The 13085-nt window shown below is 59.0% G+C and carries 14 protein-coding genes; 12 read left to right on the forward strand and 2 right to left on the reverse strand.

Going from position 1 to position 13085, the window contains the following annotated elements:
- The first annotated feature begins 7 nt into the window (after nucleotides 1–7).
- The 5 genes from L7A20_RS05440 (at nucleotide 8) to L7A20_RS05460 (ending at nucleotide 4142) form a co-directional block, all read left to right on the forward strand.
- Nucleotides 8–418, forward strand: coding sequence for an ImmA/IrrE family metallo-endopeptidase (locus tag L7A20_RS05440; RefSeq protein WP_237222683.1), 411 nt, complete (start codon nucleotides 8–10; stop codon nucleotides 416–418).
- A 23-nt stretch (nucleotides 419–441) separates the two neighbouring features.
- Nucleotides 442–1089, forward strand: coding sequence for a hypothetical protein (locus L7A20_RS05445; RefSeq protein WP_237222684.1), 648 nt, complete (start codon nucleotides 442–444; stop codon nucleotides 1087–1089).
- Nucleotides 1090–1206: 117 nt separating this feature from the next.
- Nucleotides 1207–1749 carry a DUF6932 family protein gene (locus tag L7A20_RS05450; RefSeq protein WP_423817428.1) on the forward strand — a complete coding sequence of 181 codons (543 nt, stop codon included), beginning with the start codon at nucleotides 1207–1209 and terminating at the stop codon, nucleotides 1747–1749.
- A 14-nt stretch (nucleotides 1750–1763) separates the two neighbouring features.
- On the forward strand, nucleotides 1764–2744 hold the full coding sequence (locus L7A20_RS05455; RefSeq protein WP_237222686.1) for a hypothetical protein: 981 nt from the start codon (nucleotides 1764–1766) through the stop codon (nucleotides 2742–2744).
- A 150-nt stretch (nucleotides 2745–2894) separates the two neighbouring features.
- Nucleotides 2895–4142 carry a tyrosine-type recombinase/integrase gene (locus L7A20_RS05460; protein WP_237222687.1) on the forward strand — a complete coding sequence of 416 codons (1248 nt, stop codon included), beginning with the start codon at nucleotides 2895–2897 and terminating at the stop codon, nucleotides 4140–4142.
- 192 nt (nucleotides 4143–4334) lie between these two features.
- Here L7A20_RS05460 and L7A20_RS05465 read toward each other — a convergent pair whose 3' ends face one another.
- Nucleotides 4335–4814, reverse strand: coding sequence for a hypothetical protein (locus L7A20_RS05465; protein ID WP_237222688.1), 480 nt, complete (start codon nucleotides 4812–4814; stop codon nucleotides 4335–4337).
- Nucleotides 4815–5008: 194 nt separating this feature from the next.
- On the opposite strand from L7A20_RS05465, the gene L7A20_RS05470 reads away from it, so the two are divergent.
- The 3 genes from L7A20_RS05470 to L7A20_RS05480 are packed head-to-tail and all read left to right on the forward strand — an operon-like array spanning nucleotide 5009 to nucleotide 7511.
- Nucleotides 5009–5839, forward strand: a complete 831-nt coding sequence (locus tag L7A20_RS05470; protein WP_237222689.1) for a GNAT family N-acetyltransferase — start codon at nucleotides 5009–5011, stop codon at nucleotides 5837–5839.
- Nucleotides 5839–6528 (forward strand): lipoate--protein ligase family protein, encoded by a 690-nt coding sequence (locus L7A20_RS05475; protein WP_237222690.1) that lies wholly within the window; start codon nucleotides 5839–5841, stop codon nucleotides 6526–6528. Before L7A20_RS05470 ends, L7A20_RS05475 begins: the two co-directional genes overlap by 1 nt.
- Entirely contained in the window at nucleotides 6528–7511 is a 984-nt protein-coding gene (locus tag L7A20_RS05480; RefSeq protein WP_237222691.1) for an SOS response-associated peptidase, read from the forward strand. Before L7A20_RS05475 ends, L7A20_RS05480 begins: the two co-directional genes overlap by 1 nt.
- Before the next feature lie 121 nt (nucleotides 7512–7632).
- Here the strand turns inward: L7A20_RS05480 and L7A20_RS05485 are convergent, their stop codons facing one another.
- Nucleotides 7633–8139: a GNAT family N-acetyltransferase gene (locus tag L7A20_RS05485; protein WP_237220810.1), complete on the reverse strand. Its 507-nt coding sequence runs from the start codon at nucleotides 8137–8139 to the stop codon at nucleotides 7633–7635.
- Nucleotides 8140–8322: 183 nt separating this feature from the next.
- On the opposite strand from L7A20_RS05485, the gene L7A20_RS05490 reads away from it, so the two are divergent.
- From L7A20_RS05490 to thrS, 4 genes are all read left to right on the forward strand, one after another.
- Nucleotides 8323–9147 carry a fumarylacetoacetate hydrolase family protein gene (locus tag L7A20_RS05490; protein WP_237222692.1) on the forward strand — a complete coding sequence of 275 codons (825 nt, stop codon included), beginning with the start codon at nucleotides 8323–8325 and terminating at the stop codon, nucleotides 9145–9147.
- A gap of 282 nt (nucleotides 9148–9429) precedes the next feature.
- Nucleotides 9430–10329, forward strand: a complete 900-nt coding sequence (locus L7A20_RS05495) for a DNA-methyltransferase (RefSeq protein WP_237222824.1) — start codon at nucleotides 9430–9432, stop codon at nucleotides 10327–10329.
- Between the two features lie 43 nt (nucleotides 10330–10372).
- On the forward strand, nucleotides 10373–10981 hold the full coding sequence (locus tag L7A20_RS05500; protein ID WP_237222693.1) for a DUF1648 domain-containing protein: 609 nt from the start codon (nucleotides 10373–10375) through the stop codon (nucleotides 10979–10981).
- Nucleotides 10982–11083: 102 nt separating this feature from the next.
- On the forward strand, nucleotides 11084–13084 hold the full coding sequence (thrS, locus tag L7A20_RS05505) for a threonine--tRNA ligase (protein WP_237222694.1): 2001 nt from the start codon (nucleotides 11084–11086) through the stop codon (nucleotides 13082–13084).
- Nucleotide 13085 lies beyond the last annotated feature (1 nt).

Genomic DNA, 13085 nt, shown 5'->3' on the forward strand with positions numbered 1-13085 from the left:
CCCCACCATGTACGACCCCTACCAACACGCACACGAACTCGGCATCACCATCATCCACACCAACCCCGGCCCAGGACTCAACGGCCTCTACACCGGCAAACACAACGGGGCGCCCACCATCCACCTCCGCCCTGGCCTCACCACCCGCGAAGAACGCTCAGTCCTCGCCCACGAACTCGTCCACGCCGAACACGACGACCAACCCACCACAGACCACGCCTGGAGCGCACGAAGAGAACGCCGCTGCGACCGCATAGCCGCCCAACGCCTCATCAACAGAGACCACCTCCTACAACTCGCAGTCACCTACCCCGACAAAGGAGTCTGGGCCATCGAACTCGGCGTCACCGGCTACCTCCTCGACATCTACCTCACCACCTGGCCCATCACCCTCAGCTACACCAAACACGCAGCATAAACACACACCGAAAGGAAACACCCATGAAAACCCGCGGCATCGCAACCATCGCCCTAGCAGCCCTAACCCTCACAGCATGCGGCAGTGCAGAACAAGAAACAACAAACGCCACCACCGCAGCAGCAACCCCCAGCCCAACTAGCACCACCAGCGCAGCAGCAACCCCCAGCCCAACCAAAACCGCTACCACCCCCAAAACCACACCATCACCTTCCTACTCTCAATACAAAACGAAAAAAACTACCTACACCGGAGCCATCATCACCGGTGAAGACGTCACCTTTGAAATCTTTCCCCCAATAATTCAAGACAAAATCAACGACGAACTCACCGGCACCGGCCTGAAAGGCTCATGGGGTGCCATCTGCTCAGTCCCCCTTTCAACCGAGCAACTACTCAACTACTCAGTACAAACCGTAGAAAATAACGGAAACGGCCACGTCCACACCTGGATTAACCTGCAGACAGCGCTGCTTGAAACTGCACATACGACACCATCATCAGACGATATTGCAGCTGTAATGGACTGGGCAAGGATGGGGGTACTCTCTGATGGGAATTGCGTCGTCCTTCAAACAACATCTACCAGCCCAGCCGAGCAGGAATACCCCGAAGCAACCATCGGTGTCCGAGCTGGTGAAGGGCTCACCGAAACAGCGGTATTGAAATAAGACTTAGGTGCCTCATCCCGGTATCAACATAAGCACCCGCTGAAAGGAAACACATGACCAGCCAGCAAAGGCACCCTCATGCCCCCTAGCTTTATCCCGCACCCCGATGGTGGGCAGATGCTAGCCCCACTCCAATACCCCGGTACTTACGACATGACCCTTGATGAAATCGAGCAGTACTTCGTCACCGGGGCACCTTACGAAAACGAGCGCAAAGAACTCATGAACGCCTTCAGAGCCTACGCCCAAACAATTTGGAGGGTAATTCCTGAGTCTGAATTATTGCTCGATGGAGGTTTCTGCACGCTCAAAGATTGGGCTGCCCCCGAGGACATTGACGTCGCGTTCACAGTACCGTCTCAGTACAGAGAACGAGTTAATTCTGATCCTAGCCTCCAGCTAGTTCTTACTTCACTCTTCACAAGAACAATCAAGGACCCAGCAACAGGGACCATTCGAAGGCTACGCCCCTTTGCAGATCAGATAGATGGGTATATGGTGCCGCTCGGCCTACCCCCGACAAACTATCCGGGGCTAGGATTAGTAACACAAGAGCAATACTGGCACCATCAGTGGTCCAATGTAAAAGCTCAAGACGGCACAGTACATGCCGGCATAAGAAAAGGATTTATCAAGGTGGTGAACCCATGGATACTGTAGAAAGCTACAAGGCAATGGCAGAGCAGCTGCTTCAGTTTGGGGCACCCGAGGACAACCTCTTCTTACAGTCCCTTGAAGCATCAGCCTTCCTACATGAGGACCCCCAGGCCTACCTTGCTGCCTTCGAAGAAGCTACAGCTCCACCCCAAACCCAACTAGATATCCACCTCACCGGGCCCGGGGTGCACGGCCACGAAGCTGACGCAAACCAGCTAGGCCTCTTCCTGCGCCACCTCAGCAGCGCAGCCAAAAACCTCGCCAAAGACCTCATGGAAACCGGTGCCTTCAAACCCCAAGGCATCACCGTCCAAGGGTTCCAGCCAGGATCAGTTCGTATCGTGCTCAACGCCCCATCAGCCAAAGCACCAGACGAGGCAACCCCCGAAACAAAGGGTGAGGATGTGGCTCTGTTTGAAGAGGAGCAGACCCTTGAGTCGAAAGCTCTTTGGAAGCTCGGCGCTGTATTCACCGAATCCTCAAATGAGGACACTATCGATGAAGCTGACCCGGCTCTAATCTCCTCCATGTCACCTAAGACCCGCAAGGATCTAAAGAATGCAGTGAGCGTTCTGAAGAAGAACAACTGGGAAATCGAGGGGACTGCAGCTGTTAGAGGAGCTAAAAAGCAGAAAGTTGAGCTCACTGCTCGGGGTGCGAATAAGCTTTCGGAGACGCTGAAGCTTGAAGAGCCAGTTGTGGAATCTAAAAAAGCTGCGGGTACCTTCACAGGTCACAAGGCTTGGGAACGGCATGAGCTTTACTTCAAATCTGATACAGGAACTGAAATTACACTCAAGTCCCTGGACTTGCAGTTGCTGAAACAGGCAGCTGATTTGACCACGGACCAAGATAACCGGGTTGAAATCATTTACCAGGAGACTCAGTCAGTCAATCTTGATGGGCAGGTTATTCCTGGGAAGGTTTCCCGTGAGCTTAGGGCCATTAAGCCTTACGAGCCTTACCTATCTGGTGAGGAAGCAACACTAGAAGTCTAAGTACATAAAAAAAACCCGCCCACCTGTTTTGGTCGCCAAACTTCAGCAGGTGGGCGGGGAGAGGCACCAAGGCCCCGGGGCTTAACCCGGTGCCCGGCTAATCTGCACCCAAAAGGCGGGGCAGACACATTTGAAAGGATACCTTAAACCATGGCAACCCGACGATCAAACGGCGAAGGAACCACCCCCATCAAACGCGCCGACGGCCGCTGGGTCATCAGCATCCGGACCACCCAAACCACCACCGGCAAAGAAACCCGAAAATACATTTACGGCCGTACCCGCGCCGAAGCCGTCGCAAAAGCCCGCACCTACCGCAAACAACTCGAAACCGGAATCCTCGCCGACACCACCAACCAAACCCTCCGCCAATGGGCAGAACAATGGGCCACCCACATTGCCGCCCAACGAGTCCGCCCCCAAACCCTACGCACCTACCAGGGCTACCTCCAACGCTGGGTCTACACCACCCCCATCGCCAACAAACCCCTCACCAACATCAAACCCAAAGACATCGAATACCTCTACCAACGCATGCGCGAGGCCGGCATGAAAGAATCCACCGTCCACCACCTCCACCGCATCCTCGCCATCTGCTTCAAAGCAGCCGTCACCAACGACGTCCTCGCCCGCAACCCCCTCGACCGCGTCCCCAAACCCCAGCCCGAAACCTTCGACCCCGTCGTCCTCTCACCCACCAAAGCCCGCGAACTCATCACAGCCCTCGAAGATGACGAAGAATGGGGACTGACCCACACCATCAACCTAGCCCTAGGGCTCAGGCAAGGGGAGCGGCTCGGGCTGTGCTGGGACGACCTGGACGTCGAAGCCGGTGTGCTACGGGTGGAACGCACCATCATCATGCAAACCTGGAAACACGGCTGCGCCCCTGCAGGCAAAGCCCCGGTCTGCGGCCGTAAGACCGGCAACGCCTGCCCGCAACGCACAGGCGGCGGGTTCATCATGGGCCCACCCAAAAACAAAGCCGGCGCCCGCCTCGTCCCCCTGCCTGCCCCTATCCTCGCCAGGCTCAAAACCCATAAGGCGAACCAACGACGCCTGCGCCTAGCCTTGGGCAAGGACTGGGTGGGTGCTGTGGACGTTGAGGGGCGGTCCTGGGATCTTATCTTCACCGACCAGTACGGCAGGCTAATCCGCCCCAACTATGACTGGAAGGCTTGGAGCGAGTTCACCAGCAGGCACGGTATCGAGGGCATGCGCGTGCATGACGCCAGGCATACTGCTGCCACCGTGTTGTTGTCGATGGGGGTGAGCCCGCAGGTGACCATGTCGATTATGGGCTGGTCCTCACCATCCATGCTTGGGCGGTATCAGCATGTGCTTGATGAGATGAGGGCTGAGGCCGCGGAAAAGGTGGCTGGGGCGCTCTTTGGGTGAATGGCGGTCAAAAAGGCGGTCAGGGAACACTTCAAAACGGGCATTACGCCTAGTCCGCCGGTAAATTGCAGGCGGAATGTTTGAGGACTGGGACTTCTAAAGACCCTAGTCACAGGTAGAAAATGACCCCTTGCTGAACCCCATTGTGGGGAAACGGTGAGGGGTCATTTTCTGAGAAGAAGCCGTAGCGGGTCAGCCCCACCACCTTCTCCACACCGTTTTCTCGGGGTAGGTGCGGCGGACGTCCGCCAGGGCCTTCACGCGGGCGCGGCTGGGGCCGTCCCACAGAATCCATTTCACAAATTCAAGGTCGAGTTTCTCGGGGCAGCCCTCGGTCATATCAGGCCGGTTGGTACCGCGGTAGGTGAGCCAGCGGCGTCCTACCCTCCACAGGCGCACCAGGCGCGGTGCTAACAGCACATAGATGCGGTCAGCCTCAGCCAGCCGCCGTTCAAAATGCACATCGGAATAGCCGCCCTCAATCACCCAGGCTTCATTCTCATCCAGAAACTCGCCCACAAGAGAGCGTTCGTCCGCTAGGTCCCGCTCGACCCACCCCGGCAACCAGTGAACGGTATCAAGGTGCAGCAGCGGCACCCCGTACCCGGCAGCCAACCGTCGCGCCCAGGTGGACTTACCGGCGCCGCTCAAACCCAGAACAAGAATCTTCATACCTCCAGCATAAACACCGGCACCCCGCATTTATTCTGAAAAAGCCGCAACTAGTTGCGGGTAAAACAGAATAAATGCGGGGCGAAACCCCCAGCCTCACCAGCCTGCCCCGAAAGGCAAAGGGGCCACCGGCGTCCGCGCCCCTGCTAAAGCGAGTACCCTAGATACAGACCCCACCGAGCAGAAAGAGAGCCATGCCCGCGCCTATCACCAGCTACCAGCAGGCCGAGAAGATTCTGGCTGCGCAGCTGTCCATTGACCTGTGCTTACCCGAACAGGCTATTGATATAGCGCAGCAGCACGGCTCAACCCACCTTTCGGCGCGGCGAATACCCCTCGACGAGATGCACCCGGCCCGCCGCCGTTACCGCGACCACTGGGAGCTACGCCTGATTAACTACCGCGGGCTCACCGTCATCTGTGCCCAGCACCCGCGCGTGCGCGAGGCCGCCGACAACCTGCTGGCTGGCGATAACGGGAACTGGGTGGGGGACTACTCCGAGCTGCGCAAACTCAATGACTACCTCACCCCTTACGCCCTGCAGATGAGCGGCACATCCCTCTTTTTCACCCCCGGCAGGGATTTCTTTACCCCAGGTGCGGACGCCCGCCCCGGTCTGTTGCCCGAGGGTTACAAGGTGCGGTGGTTAGAACCTTCAGAATTGGAGCAGCATCGCGGCAACCCCGATTTTGAGAACGCACTGGGGTTCAAGGAGCTCCGCCCCGATGTGCAGGTGCTGGGGGCCTACGCCGAGGGGGAGTTGGTAGCCCTGGCGGGAGCTAGCGAAGACTCCGATTGGTGCCGCCAGATCGGCATTGACGTGCTGGCCGGCCACAGGGGCAGGGGGCTGGCCTCCTACCTGGTGAGGGAGCTGTCGCAGGCAATTCTCGCAGAAGGGTTTGTTCCCTTCTACGGCACCAGCCCCTCGCACATCATCAGTCAGCAGGTTGCGCTGAATGCAGGCCTGCGCCCGGCCTGGTGGGAGTTCGTTTCTACCAGCTTGAACGAAATTTCGGTGTATTAATGCTGCACCTTGATCGCGTTGACCCCGCCACCAGCGGCACTATGGCTCAGATGGTTGATTCAGCTATGGCGACCGTCCGTGCCGTCGGCAGGGGAGAGACCCCCAGTACCCTGCGTCTCTATCGGCCCAAGCCAACGGTGGCTTTTGGGCGCAGGGACGAGCTCAACCCCCGCTTTGCCGAGGCCCGAGCAGCTGCCGTGAATCACGGTTTTGAGCCCCTGGTTCGCACAGTAGGTGGGCACGCTGCCGCCTACCACTCGGGCTGCCTGGTGGTGGACCACTTTCAAAAAGCTTCGGACGCGGTCAGCGGCAATCATGAACGCTACGGTATTTTCGGGGCTATGTTTGCAGAGGCCCTCAAAGGCCTGGGTATCCCAGCCGGGGTAGGGGAGTTACCCGGAGAGTACTGCCCGGGCGAGTATTCGGTGTGGGGGCAGCTACCCGGTGGGCAGCGTGTCAAACTCATTGGAACTGCCCAGCGGGTGGTTGCCGGTGCTTGGTGGTTTTCTTCTGGCATCGTGGTGACGGGTGCCGATAGCCTGCGCCAGGTAACAGCAGATGTCTACCGGGCCCTTGACCTGCCCCTTGATCCCGCGACAGTGGGCGCAGCAGCCGACATCGAACCCCTTATCACCGTCGACGACCTTGAAGACGCCGTCATCGAAGCCTACGAAAGCGAGGGGTTCTAGTGTGCGGACGCTACGCCCTTGAACTAGCCCATGAACACCCCCAGTATATGGCTGGGGTCGAACTCACCGACCCCATTACCAACTACAACGTGGCACCCACCAGCACAGTCCCTATCCTGGTTGACCGGCTAGTGGCACCCATCGAGCAGGTTACCGGGGCTGACGCACCCGCCCGCGCGGGTGCGTCCGCCCGCTCTGACGGCGGGCAGGGGAACTCCCCGGTCTTTACCCGCGAATTGCACTCGGCCCGCTGGGGCCTGCTGCCGGGCTGGGCGAAGGACCCCGCCTTCTCATCGCGGGCCTTCAACGCCCGCAGTGAGACTATCTTTGAAAAGTCCACCTTCCGCGAAGCTGCTGTCTCGGGGCACTGCGCCGTGCCCGTGAGCGGCTACTACGAATGGAAAACCGAAACCACCGCTGCGGGTAAACAGGTCAAAACCCCTTATTTTGTGCACCGCACCGACGGTCGTCCCATCTACTTCGCCGGCCTGTACGAGTGGTGGAAGATTCCCGCAGAATTCGCCGGGCCCGAGGGGCCTTTCGCGGGTAAGCAGGGGGAGTGGCTGCTCTCCTGTTCGATCGTGACCATGGATTCGCCCGGCAACGGAGAGTTCGACCCCGGAATCATGGCTGACCTGGGCGGTGACCCCGGGTATATAAATGAGATTGAGCGGCAACTGGGCCAGCTGCACAACCGCCTGCCTATCCCTCTTCACGTAGCCGACGACGCTAATATCAGCGAATCGGATAGCCTCACCACCTGGCTGCGGTCAGGCCGGCCAGCCGGTTCCCCTAAACCCAGCACCGAGCAGAAAAGGGCCTACCGTACCCAGGCACAGGCGTCCTTGCAACTCATCCGTGAACAGGCCTTCGCCGAAACCGCAGGCTGGGCCCTACGCGAGGTGAGTAAGGACGTCGGCAACGTCCGCAACAACGCCCCCTACCTGCTAGAGCCGGTCGAAGATTTACTCAGTGGGCTGTAAAAAGACTGATGAATGGGGTAGGTGAAGCAGGCTCACGCTCGCTGCAGAGTTAAAACAGCCGAGCCCCACCCCCGCTGCTGGTGAGGGGTAGGGCTTAACTGTTATCTAGTGTACCGCTTGTCTAGAGAATGTCGTCGTCTTCGGGGAACCAGCGTTTGAAGTCCAAAGTTAGATAGAGGGCGAGGGCAGCAGCGTTGTTCTCGCTGATGCGCACTGAAACCTGCTCGTAGCCGTCCTCAAACATCTGGTCGATGCTGCGACGAATCAGCTGTTCAGCCAGGCCCTCGCGGCGGCGGGAGGCAGCGGTGAAGAGTTCGTAAATGGTGGGGATGCCCTTGGGCTCGGTGACCACGCGGTGCTTCAGGCACAGGGATGCTGCGATGATGCGGTCGTGCTCATCAACTACCACGGGGGAGGCCTCAGTGTAGAACTCGCCGTGCTCGCCTTTGAGGATGCGTTCCATCTCGGCGGTAGCATCTGCCTGTGAGGCGAAGCGCTCACCGTCGTAGGAGGCAAAGTAGAGCCGGGCCAGCGCCTCGGCGTCGTCCAGCTGAGCAGGGCGGGAGCTGACGGTAACAGGCTTTCGTGCCTTTGAAGTCTGTGAAATCAGAGTAATCAAGCCGCTCATGGTTGGCCTCCTTGGTTGTCGGGAATTGAATTACACTGTGATGTATAGAATACTCTGTTGGCTGATGATTGCCTACGGTTTTACCGATTATTCACCTTGTCAACGGAATATTGCGTCATAGAAAGTCTAGTTGACCAGCCCAGCTGGGTGAAACTAGACGGCTTAACAGAAAGGACGGCCGGGGTGAAGTTTGCGCAGGTCAGGCGAGCTGGTAAGGCTCGTGCGGTGGTTGAAAGCGGCGGACGCTGGTACGAGCTGAATAGGCCCTTGCACAAGTTCGTGGGGTCCAGCGATTTAGGGTCGGTGAGCCCCGCTGAACTGGGCGCCAAGCCGGTGGAGGTGAGCCCCGAGGAGTTCATAGCCCCGCTCAACAAGGTCCAGCGAGTGCTGTGCGTGGGGCTGAACTTTACGGATCACGCAGCAGAAGTCGGCGCTGATCTTCCCACCTATCCCACTATCTTTACCAAGTTCGGCAATGCCCTCATCGGGCCAGGTGAGGCGATTGAACTGCCTGCTGAGAGCACCAAAATTGACTGGGAAGTCGAGCTCTGCGCGGTAGTAGGACGCCGCGGCCGCCACATCGCCGAAGATCAAGTGGGCGACTACCTGCTGGGCTACACCGTACTCAACGACGTGTCGGTGCGCGACTGGCAGGGGCGCACGTCCGAATGGTTCCAGGGCAAAAACTGGGACCGCTCGACGCCGTTTGGCCCGGTCATCGTCAGCCCCGACGAACTCGACATCGCGGGTGGCCTAGCCATGACCTGCACCGTCGACGGCGAAGTTCGCCAGCAGGGCACCACCGCCAACATGGTCTTCACCCCGGCCCAGGTGGTCAGCTACATCTCTACTTTTATGACGCTCGAACCCGGCGACCTCATCGCCCTGGGAACCCCCGCCGGGGTCGGGCTCTCACTGCGCCCGCGCAAGTGGCTGAGCGCCGGGCAGACCGTGGTGACCTCCATCGAGGGTATCGGCACACTGACCAACCGGTGCGAGCAGGTGTGAGGGTGGCGAAATGGGAGTGGTGATTACCCTCCGCGTGCCGACCGTATTTTTGGCTCTGCGCAGGCATGCGTTTGCCGACTAACCTTCTCGCCGGTTCGCTAGCGCTCACGGGCGATTCATGCCAGCCCCAGCCAGTCGGCTCCACGCATGCCTGCGCTCCGCCCCGCCCCAGCGTCCTTGCGTGGCTTAACCCTCACCCGCCGCACGGGCAGTAGGCGGTGACCTTGGGGTATTCTGTACCTTGTGTCAAAACGTTCTTTGTGGTCAGCAGATAGCACCAGCATGGTGATTCACGGCGATAATCTTGCCGTGCTCAAAAACCTGCCCGCAGAGAGTTTCCAGCTCATTTATATTGATCCGCCGTTCAATACGGGCAAGGTGCAGAAGCGTCAAAGTATCAAGACGGTGCGTACCGAGGGCGGTAGCCGGGTCGGCTACAAGGGTCACACCTACGAGACTATCAAGGGCGATATCTACGGGTATTCTGACTCCTTTGAGAACTACTGGGAGTTCCTAGAGCCCCGTCTCATGCAGGCCTGGCGTCTGCTTAAGCCCACCGGCACCCTCTACCTGCACCTGGATTACCGCGAGGTTCACTATGCCAAGGTCGTGCTCGATGCCCTCTTTGGTCGCGAGTCCTTCTTGAATGAGATTATTTGGGCTTATGACTACGGGGCTAAGTCCAAGAAGAAGTGGCCTGCTAAGCACGATAACATCCTGGTCTACGTGAAAGACCCCGAGAACTATTACTTCAATTCTGAGGCGGTTGACCGCGAGCCCTACATGGCGCCCGGGCTGGTTACCCCCGAGAAGGCTGAGATTGGTAAGTTGCCGACGGACGTCTGGTGGCACACCATTGTTTCACCCAGCGGCAAGGAGAAGACCGGCTATGCCACGCAGAAGCCCCTGGGTATTTTGCGCCGCATTGTGCAGGCGTCGAGTGCACCCGGCGACTGGGTGCTGGACTTCTTCGGCGGCTCTGGCACCACCGGCCACGCCTGCGCCCAGCTTGACCGCAACTTCCTCATGATTGACCAGAACCCCGAGGCTATCAAGGTCATGCGCAAGCGCCTCAAAGCTGTGGACGGGCTCGACGTGACCTTTAAGAAGTCCCGCGCGAAGGCTTCTCTGGCAGGAGCCAAGGTTACACCCAAGACGGCTGCTATCAAGAAGAACAAATAGGTCTAGACAATCAATGTGCAGGTGACAGGGCAAAGGAGCTGACATGTCCACGCAAGATTTTCCGCCGATCAAACCCAACCGCACCTGGTTCCTTGTGGCCCTGGGACTGGTAGTAGCTGAGATGATATACCTGGCTCTGCTTTACCCGTCGCTGCCGCAGCAGATCCCGGTGCATTACAACCTGTGGGGTCGGGCGGACGGCTGGGCGGACAAGAGCGTCTGGTCGGTTTTCGGGCTGACAGGTGTATTGCTTCCTCTTCTTGCCCTTATCTGGTGGGGCGGAGCAGCTATGGGGCGCATGGCACGCAAGGACGCTTCAGCCCAGGCCCACGACGCGTTTTCACCTCACGCGGGTAAGCAGGGGCAGCGCCAGTTGGCCGCTGCGCAGGCCCTGGGCCTGGACGCCCGAGTTTACTCTGCCCGCCGTCTCTACGCCCAGACTCAGGCCGTGGTTCCCTCCTTTTCCGGCCTGGCCCTTGCCCTGGTGCTAGCCGTCAAAGTCATTAACCTGGCCATGACCGGGGTGCTGGGGGAGGCGTCCGTCCTTTTCGCCCCTGTGCTGGTGGTGGGCTACTGCCTCTTCCTGACCGTCCGCTCCTACCTTGCTGGCAGAAACTTCGATACCCGCGCCCTAGCAAAGGGCGCAAAGTAGCCTAACCAGCGGTAAAATAAGGTTTGTTCTGCACCCTCGTACCGTGCAGATGTAACGACAGCTCACCCGTTGTAGGGGTGGGCACAAACCTAGGAGACACATTTGTCCGCTCTTTCTATTTCCGTCGCAGGTGCCGCTCAGCAGGTTGAGGCTGGCACCACCGCAGCCGACCTGTTCGCAGAGAACCCCGAGATCGTCGTTGCCCGTATCAACGGCACCCTGGTTGACCTCTCCACCGAACTGACTGACGGCGACGCTGTCGAGCCCGTTTCTGTCCATGAAGAAGACGGCCTGAACGTCCTGCGTCACTCAGCCGCCCACGTCATGGCCCAGGCTGTGCAGAACTACCGCAAGGACGCCAAGCTCGGCATCGGCCCTTACATCACCGACGGTTTCTACTTCGACTTCGATGTTGAAGAGCCATTCACCCCCGAGGATCTCAAGAAGATCGAGAAGGATATGGTGAAGATTATCAAGAGCGGTCAGACCTTCCGCCGCCGCGTGGTCACCCAGGCTGAGGCTGAGGCCGAGATGGCAAACGAGCCCTACAAGCTGGAACTGCTGACCCTCTCCCAGGGCCCTGGCTCCGGTGCCGACGCCGCTGAGGGTGCCTCCGTTGAGGTCGGTGCCGGTGAAATCACCATCTACGACAACGTAAACAAGAAGGGGGAGACCGTCTGGAAGGATCTCTGCCGTGGTCCCCACGTACCCAATACCAAGCTGATTGCTAACGGTTACGCACTGATGCGTTCCGGTGGCGCCTACTGGCGCGGTTCTGAAAAGAACCCCATGCTGCAGCGTATCTACGGCACCGCTTGGCCTTCTAAGGAAGAGCTGGTTGCCTACAAGGAGCGCATTGCTGAGGCTGAGCGCCGCGACCACCGCCGTCTGGGTGAAGAGCTCGACCTCTTCTCCTTCCCCAAGACCGTTGGCCCCGGTCTGCCCGTGATTCACCCCAAGGGCGGCGTGATTCTGCGTGCCATGGAAGACTACGTGCGCGCCCGCCACATTGAAGAGGGCTTCGAGTACGTTAAGACCCCCCATATCTCTAAGGAAGATCTCTTCTACACCTCCGGCCACCTGCCCTATTATGCGGACGGCATGTTCCCGGCTATGGAGGACGAGGGTCAGGCCTACCGTCTCAAGGCCATGAACTGCCCCATGCACAACGAGATATTCCGCTCCCGTGGCCGTTCTTACCGTGAGCTGCCCCTGCGTCTCTTTGAGTTTGGTTCTGTCTACCGCGATGAGAAGTCAGGCGTGCTCTCCGGTCTGACCCGCGTGCGCATGATTACCCAGGACGACTCCCACTCCTACGTCACCAAGGAGCAGGCACCTGCAGAGGTTGCCCACCTACTCAAGTTCATGCTCTCCCTGCTGGAGGACTTCGGCATGACCGACTTCTACCTGGAACTGTCCACCCGCGACACCGAGGGTGATAAGAAGGACAAGTTCATCGGTACGGACGAGCAGTGGGAAGAAGCTACCGCTGTTCTGGAGAAGGTTGCCGCTGAGACCGGTCTGGAACTGGTGGCTGACCCGGGTGGCGCTGCCTTCTACGGCCCCAAGATTTCTGTTCAGGCTAAGGACGCTATTGGCCGCACCTGGCAGATGTCTACCGTTCAGTATGACTTCAACCAGCCTGCCCGCTTCGGTCTGGAATACCAGGCATCAGATGGCACCCGCCAGGAGCCGGTCATGATTCACTCGGCCAAGTTCGGTTCCTTTGAGCGTTTCATGGGTGTGCTGATTGAGCACTACGCCGGTGCTTTCCCTGCCTGGCTGGCCCCTGTTCAGGTGATCGGTGTGCCTGTTGCTGAGGCCTTCAATGACTACATGGGTGAGGTTGCTGCCAAGCTCAAGGCTCGCGGCGTGCGCGTCGAGGTGGATTACGGTACCGACCGCTTCCCCAAGAAGATTCGTACCGCGTCTAAGGAGAAGGTGCCCTTCATCCTGATTGCCGGTGGCGAGGACGCCGAGAACGGCGCTGTCTCATTCCGCTTCCGCGACGGCTCCCAGGAAAACGGCGTGCCCGTGGACGAGGCCGTGGAGCGGATTGTGAAGCATATTGAAGAGCGGATGAATGAGGATCCCAAGAAATAAG

It is taken from the genome of Rothia nasimurium (assembly GCF_928381415.1).
Lineage (GTDB): Bacteria > Actinomycetota > Actinomycetes > Actinomycetales > Micrococcaceae > Rothia > Rothia nasimurium_H.

What these genes read in the sequence shown, in the direction of transcription:
- L7A20_RS05440 (WP_237222683.1), top strand. Translation starts at nt 8, where the DNA reads ATGTACGACCCCTACCAACACGCACACGAACTCGGCATCACCATCATC.
- L7A20_RS05445 (WP_237222684.1), top strand. Translation starts at nt 442, where the DNA reads ATGAAAACCCGCGGCATCGCAACCATCGCCCTAGCAGCCCTAACCCTC.
- L7A20_RS05450 (WP_423817428.1), top strand. Translation starts at nt 1,207, where the DNA reads ATGCTAGCCCCACTCCAATACCCCGGTACTTACGACATGACCCTTGAT.
- L7A20_RS05455 (WP_237222686.1), top strand. Translation starts at nt 1,764, where the DNA reads ATGGCAGAGCAGCTGCTTCAGTTTGGGGCACCCGAGGACAACCTCTTC.
- L7A20_RS05460 (WP_237222687.1), top strand. Translation starts at nt 2,895, where the DNA reads ATGGCAACCCGACGATCAAACGGCGAAGGAACCACCCCCATCAAACGC.
- L7A20_RS05465 (WP_237222688.1), bottom strand. Translation starts at nt 4,814, where the DNA reads ATGAAGATTCTTGTTCTGGGTTTGAGCGGCGCCGGTAAGTCCACCTGG.
- L7A20_RS05470 (WP_237222689.1), top strand. Translation starts at nt 5,009, where the DNA reads ATGCCCGCGCCTATCACCAGCTACCAGCAGGCCGAGAAGATTCTGGCT.
- L7A20_RS05475 (WP_237222690.1), top strand. Translation starts at nt 5,839, where the DNA reads ATGCTGCACCTTGATCGCGTTGACCCCGCCACCAGCGGCACTATGGCT.
- L7A20_RS05485 (WP_237220810.1), bottom strand. Translation starts at nt 8,139, where the DNA reads ATGAGCGGCTTGATTACTCTGATTTCACAGACTTCAAAGGCACGAAAG.
- L7A20_RS05495 (WP_237222824.1), top strand. Translation starts at nt 9,430, where the DNA reads ATGGTGATTCACGGCGATAATCTTGCCGTGCTCAAAAACCTGCCCGCA.
- L7A20_RS05500 (WP_237222693.1), top strand. Translation starts at nt 10,373, where the DNA reads ATGTCCACGCAAGATTTTCCGCCGATCAAACCCAACCGCACCTGGTTC.